Origin of the sequence: Vibrio sp. (genome assembly GCF_050299255.1) — a bacterium.
Classification (GTDB): domain Bacteria; phylum Pseudomonadota; class Gammaproteobacteria; order Enterobacterales; family Vibrionaceae; genus Vibrio.
On the sequence record NZ_JBNKVP010000007.1, the window covers coordinates 22,101 to 45,333 of the forward strand.

The 23,233-nt window shown below is 48.9% G+C and carries 22 protein-coding genes; 1 reads left to right on the forward strand and 21 read right to left on the reverse strand.

The genetic code is table 11. The features are described from left to right. Positions 1 to 108 precede the first annotated feature (108 nt). The 8 genes from ACQY6F_RS03975 to ACQY6F_RS04010 form a co-directional block, all read right to left on the reverse strand. A complete protein-coding gene (locus tag ACQY6F_RS03975) occupies positions 109 to 333 on the reverse strand; it encodes a hypothetical protein (RefSeq protein WP_428772356.1) in 225 nt (74 codons plus the stop codon). 143 nt (positions 334 to 476) lie between these two features. Continuing rightward, positions 477 to 3,194, reverse strand: coding sequence for a bifunctional diguanylate cyclase/phosphodiesterase (locus ACQY6F_RS03980; protein ID WP_428772357.1), 2,718 nt, complete (start codon positions 3,192 to 3,194; stop codon positions 477 to 479). A 120-nt stretch (positions 3,195 to 3,314) separates the two neighbouring features. Then, positions 3,315 to 3,959, reverse strand: a complete 645-nt coding sequence (locus ACQY6F_RS03985; RefSeq protein ID WP_428772359.1) for a response regulator — start codon at positions 3,957 to 3,959, stop codon at positions 3,315 to 3,317. Beyond that, positions 3,952 to 5,307, reverse strand: a complete 1,356-nt coding sequence (locus ACQY6F_RS03990; protein WP_428772361.1) for a cache domain-containing protein — start codon at positions 5,305 to 5,307, stop codon at positions 3,952 to 3,954. The genes ACQY6F_RS03985 and ACQY6F_RS03990 overlap by 8 nt, the downstream gene beginning before the upstream one ends. Before the next feature lie 107 nt (positions 5,308 to 5,414). Beyond that, complete coding sequence (locus ACQY6F_RS03995; protein WP_428772362.1) at positions 5,415 to 6,698, reverse strand: TRAP transporter large permease; 1,284 nt, start codon at positions 6,696 to 6,698, stop codon at positions 5,415 to 5,417. A 12-nt stretch (positions 6,699 to 6,710) separates the two neighbouring features. After that, a complete protein-coding gene (locus ACQY6F_RS04000; protein ID WP_428772364.1) occupies positions 6,711 to 7,250 on the reverse strand; it encodes a TRAP transporter small permease subunit in 540 nt (179 codons plus the stop codon). Between the two features lie 112 nt (positions 7,251 to 7,362). Beyond that, entirely contained in the window at positions 7,363 to 8,457 is a 1,095-nt protein-coding gene (locus ACQY6F_RS04005) for a TRAP transporter substrate-binding protein (protein ID WP_428772366.1), read from the reverse strand. A 359-nt stretch (positions 8,458 to 8,816) separates the two neighbouring features. Further along, positions 8,817 to 9,191 (reverse strand): MarR family transcriptional regulator, encoded by a 375-nt coding sequence (locus ACQY6F_RS04010; RefSeq protein WP_428772368.1) that lies wholly within the window; start codon positions 9,189 to 9,191, stop codon positions 8,817 to 8,819. Between the two features lie 236 nt (positions 9,192 to 9,427). On the opposite strand from ACQY6F_RS04010, the gene ACQY6F_RS04015 reads away from it, so the two are divergent. Further along, positions 9,428 to 10,114 (forward strand): DUF2982 domain-containing protein, encoded by a 687-nt coding sequence (locus ACQY6F_RS04015; RefSeq protein WP_428772370.1) that lies wholly within the window; start codon positions 9,428 to 9,430, stop codon positions 10,112 to 10,114. Here the strand turns inward: ACQY6F_RS04015 and ACQY6F_RS04020 are convergent. The 13 genes from ACQY6F_RS04020 to tyrR form a co-directional block, all read right to left on the reverse strand. Beyond that, positions 10,108 to 10,764: an MBL fold metallo-hydrolase gene (locus ACQY6F_RS04020; RefSeq protein ID WP_428772372.1), complete on the reverse strand. Its 657-nt coding sequence runs from the start codon at positions 10,762 to 10,764 to the stop codon at positions 10,108 to 10,110. The genes ACQY6F_RS04015 and ACQY6F_RS04020 overlap by 7 nt on opposite strands. A gap of 69 nt (positions 10,765 to 10,833) precedes the next feature. Beyond that, the gene (locus ACQY6F_RS04025; RefSeq protein ID WP_428772373.1) at positions 10,834 to 11,376 is read right to left on the reverse strand and encodes a DUF882 domain-containing protein; all 543 of its coding nucleotides are present in this window, start codon (positions 11,374 to 11,376) and stop codon (positions 10,834 to 10,836) included. 180 nt (positions 11,377 to 11,556) lie between these two features. Further along, on the reverse strand, positions 11,557 to 13,104 hold the full coding sequence (locus tag ACQY6F_RS04030) for a L,D-transpeptidase family protein (protein WP_428772375.1): 1,548 nt from the start codon (positions 13,102 to 13,104) through the stop codon (positions 11,557 to 11,559). 341 nt (positions 13,105 to 13,445) lie between these two features. After that, positions 13,446 to 14,528, reverse strand: a complete 1,083-nt coding sequence (locus ACQY6F_RS04035) for a DUF1513 domain-containing protein (protein ID WP_428772376.1) — start codon at positions 14,526 to 14,528, stop codon at positions 13,446 to 13,448. Continuing rightward, a complete protein-coding gene (locus tag ACQY6F_RS04040; protein WP_428772378.1) occupies positions 14,518 to 15,558 on the reverse strand; it encodes an imelysin family protein in 1,041 nt (346 codons plus the stop codon). Before ACQY6F_RS04040 ends, ACQY6F_RS04035 begins: the two co-directional genes overlap by 11 nt. A gap of 9 nt (positions 15,559 to 15,567) precedes the next feature. Then, positions 15,568 to 16,950 carry a di-heme oxidoredictase family protein gene (locus ACQY6F_RS04045; protein WP_428772379.1) on the reverse strand — a complete coding sequence of 461 codons (1,383 nt, stop codon included), beginning with the start codon at positions 16,948 to 16,950 and terminating at the stop codon, positions 15,568 to 15,570. A 70-nt stretch (positions 16,951 to 17,020) separates the two neighbouring features. Further along, positions 17,021 to 18,283 carry an imelysin family protein gene (locus ACQY6F_RS04050; RefSeq protein WP_428772381.1) on the reverse strand — a complete coding sequence of 421 codons (1,263 nt, stop codon included), beginning with the start codon at positions 18,281 to 18,283 and terminating at the stop codon, positions 17,021 to 17,023. Positions 18,284 to 18,455: 172 nt separating this feature from the next. Further along, the gene (locus tag ACQY6F_RS04055; protein ID WP_428772383.1) at positions 18,456 to 19,052 is read right to left on the reverse strand and encodes a GTP cyclohydrolase II; all 597 of its coding nucleotides are present in this window, start codon (positions 19,050 to 19,052) and stop codon (positions 18,456 to 18,458) included. A gap of 217 nt (positions 19,053 to 19,269) precedes the next feature. Then, positions 19,270 to 19,446 (reverse strand): hypothetical protein, encoded by a 177-nt coding sequence (locus tag ACQY6F_RS04060; protein WP_428772385.1) that lies wholly within the window; start codon positions 19,444 to 19,446, stop codon positions 19,270 to 19,272. A 468-nt stretch (positions 19,447 to 19,914) separates the two neighbouring features. Continuing rightward, entirely contained in the window at positions 19,915 to 20,391 is a 477-nt protein-coding gene (locus ACQY6F_RS04065; protein WP_428772386.1) for a DUF2947 domain-containing protein, read from the reverse strand. Between the two features lie 14 nt (positions 20,392 to 20,405). After that, positions 20,406 to 20,996: an HD domain-containing protein gene (locus ACQY6F_RS04070; protein WP_428772387.1), complete on the reverse strand. Its 591-nt coding sequence runs from the start codon at positions 20,994 to 20,996 to the stop codon at positions 20,406 to 20,408. Positions 20,997 to 21,010: 14 nt separating this feature from the next. Next, on the reverse strand, positions 21,011 to 21,589 hold the full coding sequence (gene rimJ / locus ACQY6F_RS04075) for a ribosomal protein S5-alanine N-acetyltransferase (RefSeq protein WP_428772389.1): 579 nt from the start codon (positions 21,587 to 21,589) through the stop codon (positions 21,011 to 21,013). Beyond that, the gene (gene tyrR, locus ACQY6F_RS04080; RefSeq protein WP_428772391.1) at positions 21,589 to 23,133 is read right to left on the reverse strand and encodes a transcriptional regulator TyrR; all 1,545 of its coding nucleotides are present in this window, start codon (positions 23,131 to 23,133) and stop codon (positions 21,589 to 21,591) included. Before tyrR ends, rimJ begins: the two co-directional genes overlap by 1 nt. Positions 23,134 to 23,233: the final 100 nt, after the last annotated feature.

Sequence of the window (23,233 nt, forward strand, 5' to 3'; positions counted from 1 at the left end):
CAGTATAGTTCACCGTCTGGCCGGGTAACTCTATCGATGTCTCATCACGGTGCAACGACTTTGCAGCACATAGTAACAGGCCAGCGTAACGCTGGCCTGATGTGAATTCTAGTGATACTCATGATCGGCAGAGGAGCGAAATTCGACCGGCTTATAAATATCAGCTAAGGTTTTCGCTGATTTTACTCTGCGCCGGGAACCGCTATGATCCGGTACCGCGTCTTCCTGTTTTTCCAGTGCCTGCTGATGCGCTTTGGCAGAGGCGACAAATTCTGGATTGTTCATTGACTGCTGACGTAAACGATTTACACGTTCGATAGTGTCCCACAACATAGTTTGCCCTCCTTTATACTGTATTTATAAACAGTATAAAGAGTAACCACTAGATTGCAAGAAATTACTGTATAAATAACCAGCACACTATCTGGTTAGCCTGACCGGCTTGGCGTCCGGGCAAAATTGTATCGGCTGCTATTTTATCTATCCATGAGCATAGTGATGATGTCTGATTCGTCCATTGGCTTGTAAAAGTAATAGCCCTGAATTTCGTCAATCCCCCACAGTTTCAGTTTACGGTGTTGAGATGCCGTCTCTACCCCTTCCGCAACGGTAACTAAACCCAGCTCCCGCGACATACTGGCGATGCTTTTTACCAACACCTGAGCTTTGGCATTATGTTCCAGCGGAGAAACATAGGACTTGTCGAGTTTGACGATATCTAACGGGAAGTTACATAGAGTACTGAATGAGGAATAACCGGTACCAAAGTCATCCAGCGCCAATTGCACGCCAAGCTGTTTGATGTTTTCCATTCGCTCAATGATTTCAGATTCAGCACCAATCAGCATGCTCTCGGTGATTTCAAGCGTCAGTTGATCGCGTTTTATTCGATAGCGGGCCAACAGTTGCTGCAAATAGCCCTCCAGCGAGGTGTGATAAAAATGCGGACTGGAAAGATTGACATGAATGGTGACCGGAAATTCATCGTGTGGCATTTGCCGGCTGATCTTTTCAATAAACTGACCCGCCTGATCCAAGATACTTTCGCCAAGCTCCACAATCAGATTATGACGTTCCGCCAGCGGAATAAAGCTCACCGGTGATACAAAACCCAGACTTGGATGGGCCCAGCGGGCTAAAGCTTCAAAACCGGTAATCTTACCAGTCTGGCTATCCACTATCGGTTGATATTGAGCGTAGATTTCGCCATTGCGAATTGCAGCCGGCATATCCCGTACCAGCATGTATGCCGCATTCGCTTCTTCTATCGTCCGATCATCCACGATACACAGTGGAGTATTCCATTTACCGGTTTCCTGTTGGGTTGCAAACTGCACCACTTGCAAAACCGAATCAAAACCATCCTGTAGGTATTGCGTCGCAATAAATGCCGCACGCAGACCTAAATCCATTTCAATATTGGACACCACGGCGAGATCCGCGTACTTGTGCACCAGCTCGGTTTTGCGCTCGTTCAGATGTTGGCTCTCATCAAGCACAAAAAATTCATACTCGCTGATACGACCGATCTCGGCATTGGGGTAGCGACGGTTCAGTTCCGCTGAAATGCTGATAATGATGTCATCATACAACTCGTGCCCTTGCAGATCGGCGATCTCTTTTAGGCGGGTAAAGGTGAAATACAGCCCCGCTGTTGCCTGCTGCTGATCCATCAGGCGTTGTTTGAAGGCTCGGATCAGCGACGGCCGGTTAAGCAGACCTGACACAGGATCGCGATTGGTCAGGGTTTCTATCAACTCGGCCTGTTGCTTCTGCTCACTGAGGTCTTTAATAGATAACATTAACGCCAACTGACCTTTCTGCTCCACTGAAGCAACTTCAACATGCACTGGGATGATCAGGCCATCTTTACGCTGCATGCTGGTCTCAAAGCGGGATTTCCCTTTACTTAACGCTTTGTCGAGCATGTCATTGAAACCACCTTGCGAGTCGCACTGCTCGTATAAGCGACATAGATCCAACGCTTGCAATTCGTGTTTTACGTAGCCCAGCATATGTTCCATGGTTGGGTTGGAATCGACAATAATCTGGTCGACGACCAACAACATGCCAAGGTTGTGACTGTGGTAAAGGGCATCAAATTTTTGAATGGTTTCCGCCAGCTTGTCCTCAGCCACCGACGAGGCCCGAGCGAGTTGCTCCACCATATCTGAAATACGTTCAAATTCATCTTTCGCTTTTGCTTGGGGAATCTTGCTGTCGCCAAACAACTGTGAAATTTCGGCTTCGAGATGGAAAAAGCGATCACTGACGTGGCTGCGAAACAGCCAGGTCATCAATACCGCGATAACACCGGACACCACGGCAAACAAAAATATCAGTGTGGCGAAAAGCCGGTTACCTTTCAGGTAATACAGACGGGGAACGGTCGTATTGAGATAAGCCACAGTTTGTCCGCTGACATCCACCAACGGACGCATCGCGGACAAGGTTTTTTCACTTTTGTGAATATGCAGAGGTTCGGAATCTTCACCGATAATTCCATGGTATGGCGCTTCATCACTCATGACGATCTGGTTGTCTGCAGTCAGCAACCCCTGGTAATTATCAGGGAAACGGGTAGAAATATGCTGAGCCCATATCTGCCAACCGTTTGATTTCTCTTTGCCTTCACTATCGCGTACCGGGGTCAGCGTCATCACCCACAGTTCATCGTAGTGGCGCACAATCCCTGAGAGAGCGCTGAGGTCATCATCAGCGACCGTCTTACTTTGCTGCAAAAATGCTTGGACTCCGTCAGCTTCCAGCATGGTTTTTAAAACCTGGTGGAAGGTGCTGTTATCCATATTTCGGTAACCCGCTTCGACCAAGCGCAGATCAGGTTTCAGGTAAGCGATGATATCCAGCTGCAACGCATCCAGTCCTTCCTCTGATAAATTGCGTTTGGCAAAGTTGTGGTCACCATAGCGAAGCAAAATATACGTCTCATCCCAGATTGCCCAGTCAAAAGAGAGTTCCAATTGGTCGGATTCGATGTCTTCAATCACGGCAAAAGCCTGATTGCTGTCTTTTTCAATCTGAGAATGTTCCAAATCATCAAGACTGATCAGAAAGAAATATCGGGTAATAAACAGACAGCTCAGAATGATGGCAAGCAGACCCGCTGAAAAGATCAAAACCGTTTTGGTTCTGAGTGTAAAGGTAAGCTGCGGTGTGCGACTAAAAGCTGTCATAAAGAATGGATTCTTAGTTGTTGTTATTGATACTGATATTACGCTAATTGATACAATTGATAATTCGAATAAGTCAGCAGTTTGATATATATAACAATATTTTAGTGAATATCGTCTGCTTTAATGAATCAGGCCCTTTTCCAACGCGTATTTGGCGAGCTCGGCGGTATTGTTTAGCTTCAGTTTATGCTTGATATTTTGCCGATGAGTTTCAACTGTCCGGTAGCTGATATTGAGCAGTGAGGCGATTTTTTTGCTGCTGTGCCCCTGGGCAACAAACTTGAGAATGGCCTCTTCTCGCCGACTGAGTGGATTGGTAGTCAGCGAAGATTTGACCGGAATATCGGCTTGGGTAAACAGTGTCTGCGTGACCGATTCGCAAAAGTAGGTTGAGCCCAGATTCACCGTTTTGATCGCCTGCACCATTTTTTCTGCGCTGATCTCTTTCAACATATAGCCAACCGCGCCAGCCTGCATGACCTGCATGATGTACTCCCGGTTATCATGCATGGTTAACATCAGCACTTTAGCCGCCGGATTGGCCTCTTTGATCAGTTGGGTGGCTTCTATACCGTTCATCACCGGCATACTGACATCCATCAGTACCACATCCGGGTTTAACCGCTCGACTTCGCTAATAGCCTCGGATCCGTTACTGGCGGTGCCAACTACTTCGATCTCAGGTTCCAGACTTAGACGGGCCATAAACCCTTCCAACACCACCTGATGATCGTCCACAATCAATACTGAGATCGGTCTATCCATCTACTATTCCATCCAGTTTTAATAACACTATGATTTCGGTGCCAAACCCCGGCTCGCTCATCAATTCAAAGTCACCACCGATAAACTCTACCCGCTCACGCATATTACGCAGACCGATACCGCGCCGATTGCTTTTATCATTCACACCAAACCCGACACCATCGTCACGGATAATGAGCTGCAGCATGGCGCCCATCTGCTGCAGGATCACGGTCACTTTATTGGCCATGGCGTGTTTCTCTATGTTATTCAGTGATTCCTGAGTGACCCGATACAAAGTGGTCGCCACTTCCGACTGCAGTTTGCCCTGTTGAGTATCCATTAATGACTCGATTTCAATTCCTGAATGAGAACGGAAATCTTGCAGTAAACTGGTCAGAGCGGCTTCAAGCCCGATATCATCCAGCACACTGGGACGAAGCTGGTGAGATATATGCCGGACTTCGTTAATCGCCGTCATCAGCGATTGCTGGGATTTATCCAGATGACAGCGCGTGTCACTGTCGTTCAGTTGGTTGCCCAGCAGCTCCAGATGGCACTTGCTTGAGACCAGTAGCTGATTAATCCCGTCGTGCAGCTCTCTGGCCAAGTGTTTCTTTTCGTCTTCCTGAAACATCACCGTTTTATACGCCAGCTCTTTGAGGTTTTTATCGGCCAGCTTATGTTCATGCAGGTTGATAGCCAGCGTTAACACTATGATCACCGCGACGGTCACTAACACAATCACCACAATGGAGAAAAACGTCGTCTCGATGTTGCTGTTGATCGCCTGTTGCATGAAAGCGACTTCGGCGGTGATGTCATCGATGTACAGCCCGGTGCCGATCATCCACTGCCATTTATCCAACCAGGTAGCGTAACTGAGCTTAGGCACCACTTCGCCACTGGACGGTTTTTTCCATAAATATTGATGGAAACCACCACCAGACTGGGCTTGGTACAGCAGCTCTTCAATCAGGTGATCGCCGGTTTCATCCTGCAACTTGAGCAGATTTTTACCAATTAACTCTGGCATCGCCGGATGAACCAGGTTAACGCCATCGGCATCATAGACGAAGAAATAACCGTCATTGCTATAACTTAGCTGGGAAATGATCGCTTTCACCTGCTGCTTAGCACTCGCTTCGTCCAACTGGTCTGAATTATAGATATGGGAGATGGCATTGATCGCCAGCTCCATGCTGTCTCGCAGTGCGCGTTCCTTTGATTTGAACAGGCTGGCACGGAAGATTTCTATTTCGCTCTGACCAAGTGATTTTGACTGATACAAGGATATCCAGCTGATAGACAACGTTACGATCAGCAAAGGCACTATGGTCAATAATATTAGCTTGGCTTTAAGAGGCATCCTTTCCCCATAATGAAAACTGCTCCCCTTTTTTGCAGGGGAGCAGTTTCAATGTAGCAAGTAAGCGCCGTATCGTGAAAGCTTACGGCAATAATCTGTGAATAACGCTACATTCCATACAGATGCGGGAAGGCCAGCAGGCTGATCAGCACCACAATCTGAATGGCGATGAACGGCGCCACACCGCGATAGATATCTTTGGTTGAGACCCCCGCAGGTGCCACCCCTTTGAGATAGAACAGGCTAAAGCCAAACGGTGGAGTCAAAAATGAAGTTTGCAGGTTCATGGCGATCAAAATCGCAAACCAGGTCATATCAATACCCAGCAATTCGGCCACTGGCGAGATCATTGGGACAATAATAAAACAGATCTCGACGAAATCGATAAAGAAGCCCAGCACCAGGATAACCAGCATGGTAATGATCAAAAAGCCCCACTTTTCACCTGGTATCGCCGTCATCCACTCTTCGACTAACAGGTCGCCGCCGGTATAGGTAAAAGCCATTGAGAACGCAGTCGCACCCAGCAAGATGGCGAACACCATCGCCGTGACTTTGACGGTTTCTTTGGCAGATGCATAAACCATTTTCCAGCTGAATTGACGATACAGCGCTGCCAGGACAATCGCACCGGCGCCACCCAGTGCGGCCGATTCAGTGGGGGTTGCCACACCAGCAAAGATCGAGCCCAGCACCACGATAATCAGCGTCAGCGGCGGAATAACAGCTTTCAGTGCCGTGATCACCTCTTCACGGCGACTGATAGACTCATCCCGTTCCAGTGCCTGGGCCGCCATCGGGTTCAATTTGGCATAAATCAGGATATAAACAACATACGCGCCCACCAGCACCAATCCAGGCCAAAGCGCCGCCTTGAACAGGTCACCAACCGGAACGCCTAATACGTCACCAAGCAGGATCAGCACGATTGATGGGGGGATGATCTGCCCCAGTGTGCCGGACGCACAAATGGTGCCGCAGGCCAGGCCTTTGTCATAGTTGTATTTGAGCATGACCGGCAAAGAGATCAGTCCCATAGCCACAACCGATGCCCCTACTACCCCGGTAGATGCTGCAAGTAATGCACCCACCAACACGGTTGAAATGGCGATACCGCCGCGCACCCCACCAAACAAACGACCCATCGACTCTAAAAGTTGTTCAGCCAGGCGGGTTTTCTGCAATACCAAACCCATAAAGACGAACAAGGGCACCGCCATTAGTACGGTATTTTTCATAATTGATTCAATGCGGTACGGCATGAAGGCAAACATATCCATGCCTTCTGACCAAACACCGAAAATCAATGCGATGCCACCAAAAGTAAACGCGACTGGAAAGCCCAGTAACAAGGCAAACAGTGCGACAAAAAACATTACAATTCCGATCATGATACTACCCTTCTACTTGCCATCTTTGCTGTTGGTAAAAACCAGGCGCGGATTGAATATTTTATTGAGTGAATGCACCACCAGGCCTACGCCACTGATGGCCATAAACAAGAAGGAAACCGGAATCATGGCTTTGATTATCCAGCGATAGGGTAAACCGCCAGGGTCGCCGGACGTTTCCCCGAGAGCATAACTCTCTTTGGCAAAGTCAATCCCGTACCAGGCCACCAGCAGGCAGAAGGGAAATAAAAACAGTACGCAACCAAACAGATCGATTATCGCCTGAGCGCGAAATGACAGCCGCTCATAGAAAATATCCACCCGCACATGCCCGCCTGCTTTAATCGCATAAGGTATACCGAGCAGAAACACAGTGGAAAACAGGTGCCATTCCATTTCCTGAAAAGCGATAGAGACATCGTTAAACACATATCGCATCACCACGTCATAGACGACATTGGCGAGCAATAGAATAAATAGCACGCTCGAGAGCCAGCCGAGAAACTCGCCAAAGCGATTAAACAAGCGCTCGATATAGATAAGACTTCGCATTCCGTACTCCATGGAATTGGTCACATGGCTCCGTTTTAAACCAGACAAACAGAGCCTAAATTCGGATTCTTGGGCAGAGTGCGGCAGTCAGACTGCCGCACATAGTGAGTTATTATTCTGCGTTGGCTTGGTTGTTCAGGTAAGCACGAGTTGAAATATCGGTCCAGGAGCGGACCTGTTTCAAGTAACTAGCCTGTGATTCCTGAATTTCTTTAGCCAGCGGGTCCTCTGCAGCGCTATCTTTCAGCAGCTTGTCGTTCGCTTTACGCAACGCATCCATTACCGCAGGTGGGAAGTCTTTCACCATTACGTTCGGGTACTCAGACTTGATCGTTGCCCAGTTTTTACCGCTTTCATAGGTAGACTGTGCAAACATGTCGTAGGCAGCCGTTTTCATTGCGACTTTGAGAATGGCTTTCAGATCATCCGGCAGTCTGTCCCAGGTACGTTTGTTGACCAGGAACTGCAGCTCGGTTGCTGGCTCGTGCCAACCGGTGTAGTAGTACGGTGCGATTTTGTGGAAGCCCATGCGTAAATCCAGTGATGGCCCTACCCACTCCAGTGCGTCAATGGTACGACGCTCCAGAGAGGTATACAGTTCCCCTGGTGCGATATTGGTTGGTTTGGCGCCCAATTCAGCCAGGATTTCACCGGCAAAACCAGGAATACGCATTTTCAGGCCTTGCAGGTCTTCCACGGAATTGATCTCTTTCTGGAACCAGCCACCCATCTGAACATCGGTGTTACCACCTGGGAATGACAGCATGTTATGCGGCGAATAGACTTTTTCCATCAGTTCCATACCACCGCCGTAGTAGAACCACGAGTACTGTTCCATTGGCAACATGCCAAACGGCATAGAAGTAAAGTAAAGCGTATTTGGCACTTTACCTTTCCAGTAATAGGAAGCTGAGTGGCCCATATCGTATTGGCCGGATTTGACCATGTCGAATACACCGAACGGTGCTTTATGTTTGTTGGCTGAATCGATGCGGATCTGCAGACGTCCGTTAGACATCTCTTCCGCCATCTTAGCCATATTTTTGGTGGCATCACCAAATATCGGGAAGTTCGGTCCCCAAGTTTCCGCCAGTTTTAAGCGGTAAACTTTCTCCGCGGCTTGTGCGGAAGTCGCCATAAGCGCAAGTGCCGCTGCTATCGCTGTACCTTTGGCTATTCGTTTAAGAGATTGTTGAATCAAACTCATGTTTCACGTCCTTGGTTGTTTTGTGTCTTTTGACACTATTGTTTAGACGTATCATGGTAGATTTACGAATCAGATGACATCGGCGTGAACACGCAGTATTGGTGGTTAGTTGATTTAAAGGTTAGACCTAAGCATTACGTAGTAATACGTAGGCTATAACTCAAATTGATATTTTGTTTTTATTATTCAGTTAGATATACACAGAAATACACAAAACAAATCGAATACTACGTACGTAACATTGCCAGGCAATGTTTTCGATAATGTTGTGAAAAATGTGACTATTGTTAACATTTTGCCTACGCCAAAATGCAAAAGCCTCAGCACAAGGCTGAGGCTTCTTATCATCAACGCCGGGTTTAGATGGCTTTGTAGATAACTTTGTTAGCAGCCAGTTGCTCTTTTACCACCAGGTTTTCTTCCAGTAGCTTTTTCAGTGCACCTGTGGCCCATGAAGCCGCTTTGCTGTCTTCCTGCCCTGCCGCAAGACCAATACCCTTAGGGTTAATGCCTTCGGCATTAGCGGCAACAATTTCCAGTACCTGCTGCTGCTTAGGAGTTAGAGCCAGGTTGGTTTCCACTTTGGCTGGCGCTTGCTGTGCTGGGGCTGGCGGTGCCGATACTGTCTTTGTGGTTGACGGTTTAGCGGCATTAGCAGTGGCAAGGTTAGCCACAGTCACTTTTAGGCGCTTTTGTAGTTTTTGCTGCACTTTGCGCTTATGAGCAAGTCTCATCTGGTATTTCTCCAATTCACTGCATCAAACGCAGTGGTGAAAATCAAAGCGCGTTTTATAGCAAAATTTGCCATCAATTTGTAGGGTTACTGAGCGCTTTACTGGTAAAAATGCGCGATAAACCTAGTTACGTCTACAATTTAATCAAGGCAGTTAACTGATCTCACATACAAAAGAACGCATATAAATGAATGAGATAGTCACGATTAGATGAGGCAGCGGCGGATCACATTAGCATGCATACGCGACACTTGAGCAACCAGCCATTTACTTTTGGACCGGTCACCAACAAGGCACTGGCGGCGCTGGCTGGCTGCTGCGGAATTGTCGTTATTATTATCGCGCCTAGTTCGCCCAAGCTGGCACTGGTGTTAACCGTGCTTCTGCTATTGGCAATGTATATCTACATCCTGATCGTCCGAAGCCGAGTCAGCTATACCCTCACCGCCACACATTTCCAGCAACACCTCTATAAAGGCGGTTGGGTGGTCAAGTGGACCAATATCAGCCAGATCGGTATCTGCCAGTATGATCAGGACGGCTGGCAAACCCCGCTCCCCTGGATAGGCATTAAATTAAAGCACTACTCACCCTACCTGGATGGGATCTGTCCGCGTGTTGCGGCCGAAATACTGCTTGGCCAACGGGCACTGCTCTACCTGGGCGCGAAACAGCTTGGCCAGGAGGCTCAGTTTGAAAATATCGTCTTTGACGCTAGGCCGTATAGCGGTAGCCAAGGCAAGATCTATGAGGGGCTGCTAGCCATTTTGGCGAATCGAATGACTTATCAACGGCGATTTTACGGCTATGATATTTTTATTGCGGTTCGGGATTTGGACAGAAGTGCAGAAGAATTTGTTGGCCTGGCCCGCCGCTACTTGGCTGCAGCAGAACCAGAACCAAAACAGATAGATGATCAGTAGAGCGGCATCTCATCCGCCACGAATGGGTTGTTGGCTCTTTCATAACCAAATGTGGACTCCGGCCCATGGCCAGGAACAAATCGAACATCCTTGCCCAGTGGCCACAACTTGGTTTTGATGGAGTTAATCAGGGTGTTGAAATCCCCTTGCGGAAAGTCGGTGCGGCCGATACTGCCGTTAAACAGCACATCGCCGACAAATGCTAACTTCGCTTGCTGGCTGAACAACACCACATGCCCTGGAGTATGGCCCGGCGTATGCAGGACCTGCAATTGCTGCTTACCAAAGGTGACAACGTCACCATCTTCAAGCCATTGCTGCGGACGAAATGCTTTGGTCAGTGGAAAGCCAAACATCTGACTCTGCCCTTCCAGTCCCTGTAGCCAGAAATCATCGGCTTTGTGCGGGCCGACGATCTCGACACCGCCCAGTTCCGCGGCCAGTGGTTCGGTGCCACCAACATGGTCCAAGTGGCCATGAGTCAAAACCAGCTTAACCACTTCTACACCTAACTGTTTGATTTGTCGCTTCAACTCCGCCACGTCACCGCCTGGGTCAACCACGATGCCTTGCATGGTTTCATCACACCAGACGATTGAGCAGTTTTGCGAGAACGGGGTTACCGGAATTACTTGATACTGAAGAGACATAGTTAAACCTTATCACTGTCTGAGTTGGCTGAACTATGACACTACCGGCAACGTTTTACAAATCCAACCTTATGCCCAGCTACGGACCGGACCGGTATCAATATGGACAAAATTGCTTGATGGGTAATAGCCTACCCCGCCAGCTTTCAGACTGAGTGCCGCAGCACGGACACGTTTCAGCTCGACCCCTTGAATCCGGAAGTCAATCGCCTGACCAAGCATATGGAAACTCTTCTTTGCAACACCGCTGGACTTAGCACGCAGCGCTTCATTGGTCGCAGGAGAGCGGTAGCCGGAAATGATCTGTACTTCAGCTTCGGTGCCCAATAGGTTTTGAATCTGAGTCAGCTGGTCAAACAGTCTTTTGTCCATAGGATGGACTTCGTCACGGCGGAAATCGCGACAAAGATGATTTAACTTGGCCAGTTCGCTAGTGACATAATTTTGACCATTGAAGTAGCAACTTTCTAATGTTTCACCTGTATGAAGATTATTCAGTGCCAAAACCCTCGGCTGATCAGGATACGTTGCATGAACAACACCCGGCATACATCCCAAAACAACAAGGCCGCTACCGGCCAACTTTAAGAACTCACGTCGAGAATACTGCACAATTTACCTTTGTTACGTCTGGATTCGCTCATTTCGATACCGGACAGTACCGAACTCTGTTGCGAAGTTCAAATGCATAAATCGTGCAAGTTTTAACCAAATAGGGGAAATTTCGTGCTTAGTTATTGAGTAAAATAACAAAATAAAAAATTAGACCTGCGTCAAAAAAACGGCACTAACTTAGCCGCTTTTATGATCGCCAGTATCCAGTCGGTAGATGTCGTCCCGATAGTGAATGGTTCCAGCTTCAAACCAGGCGGTCTGATAGATAATATGAACCGGTATACGCCTTTTTAACGGTATCGAACTGTTTGGCTGGGCTTGTGCCAAATCAAACTGTTCCAAACCCTGGGTTTCAACTAACAGCTGCGCCAGCTGCTGGGCATTCTGTACTCGAATACAACCTGAGCTGAAAGCCCTGACAGGTTTGTTGAACAATGACTTGCTTGGAGTATCGTGCAAGAAAATGGCTCTGTCGTTTGGAGTATGGAACTTATACAAACCTAACGCATTGCTATTACCGGACAGTTGCCTGATTTTATACGGGAAATTACGCGGGTTGACCATCGACCAGTCAATCATCGCCGGGTCGATCTCTTCCAGTGCATTCCAGGCAGTAAGAAGCTGCATATTATGCCGCTGCAGGTAAGTCACGTCGCGCTTAATATGCGGCAAAATGTCTTTCACCATAATTTTATACGGCACATTCCAGGTAGGATTGAGGATTAGCGCATCCAGGTTCACTGTCATCATCGGGGTTGGACGCGTAGTTCTCCCTACCACGACTTTAGAGTGAAACACCGACTGCCCCTCCTGCCAGAACTCGATTTCAAAGCTCGGCACATTGACAACGATAAGGGTATCTCTCTGCGCCGGTAACAGGCGGCTACGCTCAGCGTTTAAGGCCAGTGTTGCCATCCGCTTGTTTGGCGTCAGATTGAGCCAGTGCAGAGTCGACGGGCCGATAATGCCATCCACTTCCAAACCATGCATTCGCTGGAACTGTTTAACCGCCTGCTCCAGGGTATCGTCATACCAGGATACATCGGTTCGTATCTGGCTGGTATCAATCCCCACGACCTGCAACCGGGTTATAAGCTTATCGCGTCCGGTCAGGTTGTCGCCGGGTTTTGCCAGTCCACGCTGACGATAGACCGGTAAATCCGCTTCGCTAAAATGTTTCAGTTGCAGATAGTTTTCAACCAAACCCTGATAGTTGTCGGAGATAGGGGTATAAGCTTCAACCAGTTCATCCAGTTGCTGTAGCTCCATCGCAGTATACAGCGCCATGATGGCGTCATGACTCGGCGGTGCCAGACGCTTGGTTAACTTGTGGTCGAAAAACCACTGTTCGCCCAGTTTAGGCGCTTGTTCCGCGTAGCTCATGTAAAGCAGTAGAGTATCCGTGGCTAACACGTCGTATTCGAACCAACGGTTGCTGTCACGAAAATATTGCAGGTAGCTGAGCTGACGCGTAAAGAGCGGGCTGAACCCGGCGCGTTTTATGATTTCGAGTTGAAACTCGAGTTGACTACTTTGCTGGATGTCGAGCCAAATCATATGGTCGTCGTTTTCACGATAAACCTGTTCGACCAGACTTGGATATTGGACTAATTCGTTTACCTTTGCGTTGGATTCAAACCAACCTAGCCGCTCAAATCGTTCCAACGCCCAAGCATGGTTTACCACGATAACCAGACACAATAGCAACCAACGGTACTTGGACATGAACGGTCTCCTTACCTTGTCCTCGACTTGGTAATTATGGCAAACATTGTCCGGTAATGTAGCAGGAATACAGCAGTGAATGAGACGCTATCGCAACTTTAAGATCGTTTGCATAGCAACTACACGATAGAAGCCTGATTGCATTTCACTGATTTGTTATTCACACCCGCTACACTTAAGGCTCTGATGTTATTAAATTTTTGGTATGCTAATCGAATCTTATTGGATTCACACTGGCAAGGAATGATTTCTGGAATGGAGGTTAAATTAAGTGCAGCCGCATTGAAAATATTCAGAGATGAGTTCGCCGGCAGTCACTCTGCCGACGCCCTCAACGAGCTTTAAACAGCGTTCCAGTGGTTATCCCACATCACCGGACTAGCAGTAATGATTGGTGCATTGGGCCCGGACAAATCGACTACCTGTCCCGCCCCAGAGCTTACCTGAAATCGGCCTCGCCTGACGACAACACCCGATGCATCAGCAAGCGCTGCCAGTTCAACCAACTGACGGGTCTGCTTCGACCAGATGCCATAACAATTACCTCGTGGTGAGGTCGCCAGGATCCAATCTTCTGTAGCGGCAATGCTGGCGATATAGTGATTAAATCGCGCCCACTGCTCCTCTTCAGCCAGCAGCGGTTGAATCTCACCGCCGCGTTTATGCATCGCCAACAATGCTGGATAGGCGTCTGGCTCACCCCGATACTGTTGTCCGCACAGCACTGTTTCTGCTCCATCATGGGCCAGGTGGCGAATGCTGAGGTGGTGATCCGCCAAGCGGGCCTGATCCAACAGTTGCCCGGTCGGCGAAAGGTAACTCAGACTGGGTTGCATGCTGTCAATGTTTAACGCCGTTCTGCCCTTAGTGTGCACCCCGCCGACGCCAATCACCAAGGTGTCATCCTGCATAACGATCACTTCATGCGGACCGATACCAAAGCCCGTTAATTCGTCGACCTTTTGGTAACTGTGCTGCGCATCGTACACTCCAATAATGCCGCGACTGGTCGCTCGCTCGCCTTCGGTAGCAAACAGCCAGCGCCCGTCATTAGAGAACACACCGTGGCCATAGTAATGGCGTTTCTCACTGGCCAGGTTTAGCTGGATCACTTCACCGGAAGCGTAATCAAACGCCAGCATAAACTGCCCGGGCCTGCGGGCAAAAGCCACCGCCTGACGACGGGACGGATGAATGGCCACGCCGTGGCCACGTCCTGGCAGCGCGATAGTGTGCAGCGGTTGTCCCAACGCATCCGCGACCACAGCCCTGTAGCGATCGCGCCCTGAGACTGAACAGCCAATCAGTGCAGGCGCCGCATTTTTGTCATTAAAAACGGAAGCACAGCCAAAAGGCATCGCCGGTACAGCGGCTCCCATCAGCGCGGCTTTAAGCAAATTGCGTCGGGTTTGATCAGTCACCATCAGTTGCGTTAAATCCTATTACTACGCCGAGTTCCACGGCGACTTCTTCGTGAATCATAAACTTGAGCTGTTCCAGTTTATTGTATTGGCTGAGGGCACTTCGGTAGCCTTCGCGACTGTTCAACATGTCAAACAGACTGCTCTGCTGCGGCCAGTTCTCCAAGGTATGATCGAACTGAAGTTTAATACTGTCGGCTAAATCAATTCGCCCCCGCTGGCGCAATATTTCATCCAGCCCATTCTGAGCCAGATATAAGCTGCGCATGGCGACTAGATTGGCCTGCAGGTTAGCCATCGATGTTTTTGAACGCCAGGATTCCGCAAAATACGGCCGTGGCTGTCCGATGTTAGCCAGCGGGCGGCTTAACTTTTTCATGCTGTAATCGAGTTGATTGGACAATAGCGCAATGTACTCGGCGTACCATTGGTTATCTGAATCCCGCTGCCATGGATTGGTTTGCCAGGCAATGGCAATTTGCCTGGCGTTAGCGGCCAGAAACTCGCTGATTGCTTCACCGGTCTGGCAGGCGTTAGGGTCAGTTTTCAGCGGCGACTCGCTGTCATACAACAGCCACTCCAGAGCACCTAAGCCCTGAACGGCAACGCTTTGCTGGCCAATGTAGTTAGCGTCAACCAGCCCCTCTTGCTTAAGCAGCTGGGTCAGCTTACGCCCGGTGGTGTTCTTTTTATCCGGCCAGAACTGCATCTGCCAGCTCAAGTCCAGTGCCGCATTCGGCCCGCGTTCTTGACCTTGCAGCGCCATCCAGGCTGACATTGTCCGTTGCCAGCTCTGCTGCAAATCCGTATCCGAAACGTTTTGCTGACAGTAGTTTTGCCACTGTTGACTGAGCTGCTGCGCCGAACTGGCCAGCCGGCTAGTGGCCTGAAACTCGGCTAAATAGACGCCCTGGCTGATATGGTTGCTGCTGTCAGCAACCAGTGATACCTCTGGTGCGGGTTGTGCTGTGGTCTGGCAGCCGGTAAGCAACATCGCACCTAGCCCCAGGCTGGTAACGGTAGATAATCTCATCTTTATTCCTTACAAAGAGTTGAGAAACGCAAGCAGCGCCTGACGCTCTTTCTTGTCAAAATTGAGCACGCTCTGTTTGGCTGACTGCGCTTCTCCGCCGTGCCAAAGCACCGCTTCAAGCAAATTGCGAGCCCGGCCGTCATGGAGGAAATAGCTGTGGCCATTTACCTCACGGGTGTAACCGATTCCCCACAACGGCGCTGTGCGCCATTCACTGCCTGTGGCCAAAAACTCCGGGCGATGGTCTGCCAGTCCCGGTCCCATATCGTGCAGCAGTAGATCGGTATAAGGTGCGATTTTCTGCTGGGAAATGGCAGGTAAATCATCCCGTAGATCGGTTACCGCCGATGGCCGGTGACAGGAGTCGCACCCTGCCTGGCTAAACAGCGCCTGGCCATGCTTCACTTGCGGGTCCTGACCGTTGCGCCGTTTGGGGACCGCCAAATGTTGCGAGTAGAACTCAACAAATTTCAGTACCTTATCGCTTACTTCCGGCTGGCCACCGTTGGGTAAACTGGCACATAAGGATTGGCTGCTGGTGCAGTTTTCCTGTTCGAACAGACGGCTGGTCAGACCGATATCACCGTTAAAGGCTGCGGCGTTTTGCTGCATCAGGTTAGGCTGACCGGCTTTCCAGCCAAACCGCCCCACCACAGTTTGCCGGCGCTGTCTGTCCCACACCATATTCAGCTTACCTGAAATACCTGTTTTGCTGTCCGCCTGTTGCTGGGCCCACTCTCGTAGGCTCGATTCCGGTATTGATTCAAGCAGGCCCAACCCAATCATCGGCGGCGCCACCCGCGCCGACATCATGGTATCAGGGTGCAGGTCTCCGTAAGCGAGCTGGCTGATGGTCAGGTTGGGACGCCGCAGTTCAACTACACTACCGTCGGCAAAAGTTTCCTGGAGATAGTGATAAGCCAGCTCTATTTTGCCTTCCGGCTGCTGACCCGGCAGGGCAAAATCCTGTAACTGATCACCGTAAGTAGGCTCCGGCACCACTCCTGACTGTTGTAACGCGGCCCGTTGTTGGTCCGTTTGAGCCGGGATGCTCAGCCGCACCAACATCGACACGGCATTATCCATTCCCGGCTCAGGTGGATGACCACGACCATCTTTGATATGGCAGTTTTGGCAGCCATTGGTATTAAACAACGGGCCAAGGCCATCTCTGGCATCGGTCGAGGCTGGTGCCTGAACCCATGGGTTACGGAAAAAGCTGTTCCCAACACTAAAATCGAGTCTTTTTGCCAGCGGCAGGTTGGCCGCCGGCTGGGAGTAGGCATTGGCACCTTGTTTACTGACACTGGTACCACCACCCGAATCCGGCTGATATGCGTAGACAAGACTGCAGGACACAAGCCATAGAGAGGCAACAACAGAAAATTTCATACCCGTCTCTCAGGTGTAAATTGAACGACAAAAGGGCTCCGAGGAGCCCTAAACTTAAACAGGATGACCATTAAAATTCATGGTCTGCGGTATCAGGATTGAGGCTGTCGATACCGATAATGCCGGCGGCTTGTTCAATGGCAGCGGTTTGAGCAACCAAGCTTGTGATGGTGCGGTTAACCAGCGCATTACCCTTAGCATTTGATGCTGCGATCAACTGATCAAAATGCTGGTTTTCTTTCTCAGCTGAGCGGACTAACTGGCCAACCTGTGAGCGGGTGGTATCGAACTGTTTCTGGATCTCTTGTGCTGCCGCTTTATCGTTCTGAACGACCAGATCGTGAATGCTTGGTCCTGATAGCAGAGTGCCATCGTCTTTTTTATACAGACCAGTGTATACGTTGTAGATACCCTGCTCGTTGTAGTAATGCGAGTTGTGGGTGTTGTCTGAGAAACAGTCGTGCTCATCTTCAGTAGAATTTGCTTCCAGTGCTACTTTCATCCGTTCACCGGCCAGCTCACCCAGTGACAACGACCCCATACCAAACAGCATCTTACGCAGGCCGTTTTCCGCACTGTCGCTGAGCAACGTTTGACGGTAGTTCGCTTTTACATCGGCATTCCACTGTTTTTCCATGTAAGTCAGATCCTGTACCAGCAACTGGGAGACCGCTTTCAGGTAGGCTGCACGGCGATCGCAATGACCGTTAGTACAGGCTTCACCGACAACATAGTCCGTGTAAGGACGCTGGCCGGCACCGCTATTAGTGCCATTTAAATCCTGCCCCCACAGCAGAAATTCAATCGCGTGATAACCCGAGGCTACATTCGCTTCAGAACCACCCAGCTCATTCAGGCTGGCGATCAGTTCAGGCGTGATGGTGCTGATATCCAGCTTAGTGGTGCCGATCTGCAACTGGCTATTGGCGATGATGTTGGCGCTTGCGCCGACGTTGCCCAGCTCATACTGGTAGTCGTCCGATACGTAGTCGATCAATCCTTCATCCAGTGGCCAGGCATTTAGCTGCCCTTCCCAGTCGTCCACCACAGGGTTGCCAAAACGGAACACTTCAGACTGTTGATAAGGTACACGGGCATCAAACCAGGCCGATTTCACCTCGGACAGCGTATCTTCTGACGGCTGTGCCAGGAAGAGATCGATGGATTTGTCCATTCGCTGCGCAGTAGTTAAGGCATCTGCATACACTGCGTGAGCCAGGTCCGCATAATGTTCGACCACTTGTTGCTGGGTAACATTTGCTGCCAGAGTTGAACCGCTAAACGCGATTAAAGACGTAGCTATAGAGCCTACCACTACTTTTTGAACGGTCATTTACGCATCCTTGTTGAGCTGTAAGAATTTACATTTACTGAGTGCTAATTATTCTCATTTGCACTTTCGAATGCGAATAATACAAAGTTACAATTTATTTGCAAGCTTTATAAAGAAAAAGCCTCACATAAGTGAGGCTTCTATCGTTCTGAATTTTGAGGTTAAAACGGCACTAAAACTTTAAATCGTGCTTGCCGTGGGAAGCTTTGGCTTTGAGGTAATTTTCATTGCCCGATTTTATGTGTGCCGAGGTATTGACTACTTCTACAATATCAATCCCGTGTTGCTTGAGATCAGCCACTTTTTTCGGGTTATTGGTCACCAGACGGATCTGCTTAACTTTGAGAGCATCCAGCATCTGAGCGGCTTCGGAGAAATCACGCAAGTCATCACCAAAGCCAAGGTGATTGTTTGCTTCGTAGGTGTTCATGCCCTGGCTCTGCAGCTTGTACGCATCAATTTTGTTGTACAAGCCAATCCCGCGCCCTTCCTGACGCAAGTAAAGAATAATGCCGCCGACTGAAGCCATTTTGTTGATGGTTTCTTCAAGCTGCTCTCCACAGTCACAGCGTGACGAGTGAAAAACATCTCCCGTGAGGCATTCGGAGTGCATACGCACTAGCGGAACGTCCTGGTTTAAATCAGCCTGTTTGAATACGATGGCGATGTGTTCTTTCTCGGTCGACAAGCCACGGAAAGATAAAATCTCTGCGTCAATATCGCTTTGGGCACCGACTTTCAAATCGACTCTGGCTCTTACTTCTGCCATAGCTAAACTCACTTTAAAATTATTGTCTTTTTACGCACCACTGCCGGGCATCTTAAGTGTCACTTCGTGACTTACTATGGGGATTATCGCCTCGCTTTTCAACGTTTAGGCCATAATTAAAATGTTATAATATAACATTAAAGGTGATAGGCAAGAAAAAACCCCAGAAGACCAAGCCCGCTGAGGTGTAGTATCGACTAGTAGAAGGTTATTTTTATTAGTGGGTTTGCTTTTTCTTCCAGACTTTCAGCTCGACCCAGATGTTTTCCAGTTCCGCCAACTCTTCTTTAGTGAGCAAAGACAAAGTGGGCTGAGACTGTGGCAAGGTGTAAGCCTGGAGTGCGCTTAGTTGCGCATAAAAATCCTTCTTTAATTGTGATACTAATGAGTCCACTGCTTTTTCCTATTATAAAGCTCACGCTATATATGGTGTTTCACTGGTCAAAATAATACCATTGTGATTGTGTTACGCACTATTTGTGCCAATTTATGGAATTATTGTCACATTAATTATAAGGAGTATTTATTTACCTGGCTGAATACCTATGAATGTAATGAAGCCAGTTTTATAAGTGATCCTGAATTATAACCCCCGATATATCGCTTATTTATTGACCTATTCTACCTAGCCCTACCTGTAGATTAAGTGACCAGGCCAGTTTTAACAGCTTATTCCATCAATAAGGTGGTCATAATTTGAACTAGTTAACAATATGAACATAATTTATATGCACCTTTGCTTTATTAGCACACGTTTATATTGTTAAAGCTATTTATTTTCTTAGTAGGCAGAGACGAAAAAGGTGGCCGAAACCACCTTTAATTAATATTTAATCATTACAGTATGATATATCTCGAGCACTTATTCTCTATTGCCTAATTTAACCATACCGTCATTCTGAAACCACAGCGCCTGTTTTCTTCTTCGCGCAATTAATATTGGCCCGTCATCAAAGAACAGGAAATTTTTCCAGTGGCGCTTAAATATTGACCATTTGGTTTCGATAATATTGTATTTCTCATAGCAGAAATACACGGTCACATCATCCTGCCAATCGATATGTTGCAGGATCTCTTCCGGCATGTCGGGGGCATCGCTGTCCCAGGCATCCATCCAGTCCACCGGATCGGGTTGCCAGCTTTGGGCCTTCATTGGCCAGTCACTACTACTAAACCGCTCAGCATCCGGGCTTTGCGCGCTGATATTACCAACCCAGAGTTGAGCCGCACGAGCAGCTTCCAGTGGCTTAATCTGTTCCAGATCGGCCTCGGGGACGGGCATCGACTGATGAGTAAAGATCCATTTTCGAGAGTATTTGTCCAAAGGCAGGTATGACATAGTAATTCCTTAAATTAGGCTTTTAGCCAGCCTTGTTCTGTCGCGAACTCTACCATCTGTTGGGCTTTTTCCCACAGCGCCTGCGAACCATATTCAATACGACGGTTCACCGTTAACACCTGCTCCCGTGTGACACCGTGTTCTCTCCAGCTCTGACCTTCATTGTGAAAGTTAAGCAGCATAGGAATGATTCTATCCAGTGCCTTGGCGAACTTGGCATCCGCCGATTCGGCATTCTCAAACTCATGCCACAGGGTCAGAAGTTCTTCGCCCTGCTCTTCTGGCAGCATACCAAACAGTCGCTCAGCTGCCTGGCGTTCTTTTTCTTCCTGCTGCTCTGCCGCTATTGAGTCGTAAACGAAAGTGTCGCCGGCATCGATCTCGACCACATCGTGTAACAATAGCATTTTCACCACCCGGCCGATGTCAACCGGTTGGTTGGCGTGTTCTTCAAGCAAAATGGCCATCGTCGCCACATGCCAGCTATGCTCTGCACTGTTCTCAAGGCGTTTTTCGGCACTTTTTACTCGGGTGCGACGCAGAACTGATTTCAGCCGATCCAGTTCCATCAGCAGGTTTAATTGTTTTTCAAGCCTTTGATTCATTGTCATTCTCTATATTATTCTGGGAACCAGTCCGGGTTTACCAGCGAGGTTAATACGTGGTCTTCCCATTTGTCGTTAATCAACAGGTAGTCACGCGCTAATCCCTCGCGCTGAAAGCCAAGCCGCTGCAATACCGCCTCACTTCGTTGGTTCCTGGGCATATAACTGGCCATGATACGGTGCATATTCTGAATCGTGAACATATAGTCCACCGCCAGGCGCAGTGCCTGGGTCATAATTCCCCTGCCCTGAGCCTGCTCACCCAGCGAATAACCAACACTGCAGGCATGAAACGGAAAACGGCTGATCTGACTAAAAGAGATGGTGCCGAGCACATCCTGGCTCTGCCTGTCGACGATAATTAAGTAGTAACCCAACCCGTGCTGATGCAGTTCACTGAGTTTAAACAACCGCTGCTGCCAGCCTTCGATGGTGAAAAACATTTCATCACGCTTAGGTTCCCACGGTTTCAGGTAGTTTCTGTTTTGCTTAAAGTAACTGACGATTTTTTCAGCGTCGGTGATTTCGGCGGTGCGAACGGTAAACTCGTCCGTCACCTCATACACTCGCTGAGGGGTACTGACTGGTTCCATTAGTTTTTGCGAATCCCGTAATCTCTCAATTTATTGGCAATTGAGGTGTGCGATACATTTAGTCGTTTTGCCAATTTGCGGCTGGAAGGGAAAGTCTGATACAGACGTTCCAACACCTGAGCTTCATAATGCTTCATGATGTCATCCAACGAGCCGTCGATATTAATGGTGGCCGACGGTGAACTGACCGTTTCCATCTTCGGCAAATGGAACAGTTCCAGTGTCAGCGTCTCATCCTGCAGCTCAGTAAGAGCACGCAGCACCATATTTTCTAACTGACGCATATTGCCCGGCCATGGGTAATGGGCCAGTTGATCGAGCAGTTGCGGATCCAGTTTTGGTCGCTGCATCCCCAGCTGATTGATGTATTTAGTGATAAATAGATCCAGCAGTGGGGCGATATCATTACTGCGCTCCCGCAGCGGTGGAATACTCAGGGTTAAAACATTCAGCCGATAGTAAAGATCTTCCCGAAACGAACCGGAATCGGCCAGCTCTGACAATTGATAGCGGGTAGAGGCGATCACTCTGACATCAACGTGCACCTCGTGCTCTTCGCCAACCCGGCGGAAAGTGCCATCTTGTAAAAAGCGCAGCAATTTAATTTGCAGGTGCGGGCTCATTTCACCGATTTCATCGAGGAAAACCGTTCCGCCATTGGCCTGTTCAAAGATACCTTTATGACCTTGCTGATGATTAAACGAACCCGGCGCATGGCCAAACAGTTCCGTTTCGGCCACATCATCCGGCATGGACGCGCAGCTCAATACCAGGAACGGTTCACCGGCCCTGGGTGAACGATGATGACAGGCACGGGCCAACATCTCTTTCCCGGTACCGGTCTCGCCTTCGATCAGCAGCGGCTGATCCAGCATCGCCAGTTTTTTTGCTTGGCTTATCAGACCCTTATGTTTGTTGGACACACCAACAAAGTGTTCAAAACCCAGCTCATTGTGTTCAGGTAACATGTGATCAGAGTGAACCACCTGCGAGGCATTGCGTATGGTCATTACCGTGCTGGCCAGAATCGACTGTTCAGATTCTCCGCTGATGTAAACCGGCATGATTTCCATCAGATAATCCAGACCATTGATCACCAGCTTTTCTCTTTTGCGTGAAATCTGCCCTTCGGCCCACTTGGCAAAATTGAAAGTTGGTATCAGGTTACTGACCGGCTGGCCGATCAGACCATCGCCGTCAGCCCCAAACAGACTCATCGCGGCGTGGTTAGCCATATCGACATTGCCCTTGAGATCGATGGCCAGGACCGGATCCGGCAGGTTGTTTAGCAGCGCGATCAATTCGGTATTGTGCCGCTCGATCGGCATAAACTGGATTTTTCGTACGTCTTTCACCCCGGCAATGCGGCGGATCTCCGCCATCAGCTCGCTGAAGGTATCAAAGTCAATATCGGGGCAATTAAGATAGATAATGCCGGATACATCGATCTCGATGCCTCTCAGATCGATACTTTTGGACGCTAAAATATCCAGCAGTTCACGAGTGAGGCCTAATCTATCTTCACAGAATACTTCTAGACGCACGGAGATATCCCTAATTTGGCAGGTGTCAGGAAAAGTTGACAGTAGTTTCGCCTAACCTCTATAAACCGTCAAGAAAACTCCGCCACAGCAAATCACATAA

Bases quoted from the DNA above. Each gene is read 5' to 3' on its own strand.
- ACQY6F_RS03975 (WP_428772356.1), bottom strand. From the start codon at position 333: ATGTTGTGGGACACTATCGAACGTGTAAATCGTTTACGTCAGCAGTCA.
- ACQY6F_RS03980 (WP_428772357.1), bottom strand. From the start codon at position 3,194: ATGACAGCTTTTAGTCGCACACCGCAGCTTACCTTTACACTCAGAACC.
- ACQY6F_RS03985 (WP_428772359.1), bottom strand. From the start codon at position 3,959: ATGGATAGACCGATCTCAGTATTGATTGTGGACGATCATCAGGTGGTG.
- ACQY6F_RS03990 (WP_428772361.1), bottom strand. From the start codon at position 5,307: ATGCCTCTTAAAGCCAAGCTAATATTATTGACCATAGTGCCTTTGCTG.
- ACQY6F_RS03995 (WP_428772362.1), bottom strand. From the start codon at position 6,698: ATGATCGGAATTGTAATGTTTTTTGTCGCACTGTTTGCCTTGTTACTG.
- ACQY6F_RS04000 (WP_428772364.1), bottom strand. From the start codon at position 7,250: ATGCGAAGTCTTATCTATATCGAGCGCTTGTTTAATCGCTTTGGCGAG.
- ACQY6F_RS04005 (WP_428772366.1), bottom strand. From the start codon at position 8,457: ATGAGTTTGATTCAACAATCTCTTAAACGAATAGCCAAAGGTACAGCG.
- ACQY6F_RS04010 (WP_428772368.1), bottom strand. From the start codon at position 9,191: ATGAGACTTGCTCATAAGCGCAAAGTGCAGCAAAAACTACAAAAGCGC.
- ACQY6F_RS04015 (WP_428772370.1), top strand. From the start codon at position 9,428: ATGCATACGCGACACTTGAGCAACCAGCCATTTACTTTTGGACCGGTC.
- ACQY6F_RS04020 (WP_428772372.1), bottom strand. From the start codon at position 10,764: ATGTCTCTTCAGTATCAAGTAATTCCGGTAACCCCGTTCTCGCAAAAC.
- ACQY6F_RS04030 (WP_428772375.1), bottom strand. From the start codon at position 13,104: ATGTCCAAGTACCGTTGGTTGCTATTGTGTCTGGTTATCGTGGTAAAC.
- ACQY6F_RS04035 (WP_428772376.1), bottom strand. From the start codon at position 14,528: ATGGTGACTGATCAAACCCGACGCAATTTGCTTAAAGCCGCGCTGATG.
- ACQY6F_RS04040 (WP_428772378.1), bottom strand. From the start codon at position 15,558: ATGAGATTATCTACCGTTACCAGCCTGGGGCTAGGTGCGATGTTGCTT.
- ACQY6F_RS04045 (WP_428772379.1), bottom strand. From the start codon at position 16,950: ATGAAATTTTCTGTTGTTGCCTCTCTATGGCTTGTGTCCTGCAGTCTT.
- ACQY6F_RS04050 (WP_428772381.1), bottom strand. From the start codon at position 18,283: ATGACCGTTCAAAAAGTAGTGGTAGGCTCTATAGCTACGTCTTTAATC.
- ACQY6F_RS04055 (WP_428772383.1), bottom strand. From the start codon at position 19,052: ATGGCAGAAGTAAGAGCCAGAGTCGATTTGAAAGTCGGTGCCCAAAGC.
- ACQY6F_RS04065 (WP_428772386.1), bottom strand. From the start codon at position 20,391: ATGTCATACCTGCCTTTGGACAAATACTCTCGAAAATGGATCTTTACT.
- ACQY6F_RS04070 (WP_428772387.1), bottom strand. From the start codon at position 20,996: ATGAATCAAAGGCTTGAAAAACAATTAAACCTGCTGATGGAACTGGAT.
- rimJ (WP_428772389.1), bottom strand. From the start codon at position 21,589: ATGGAACCAGTCAGTACCCCTCAGCGAGTGTATGAGGTGACGGACGAG.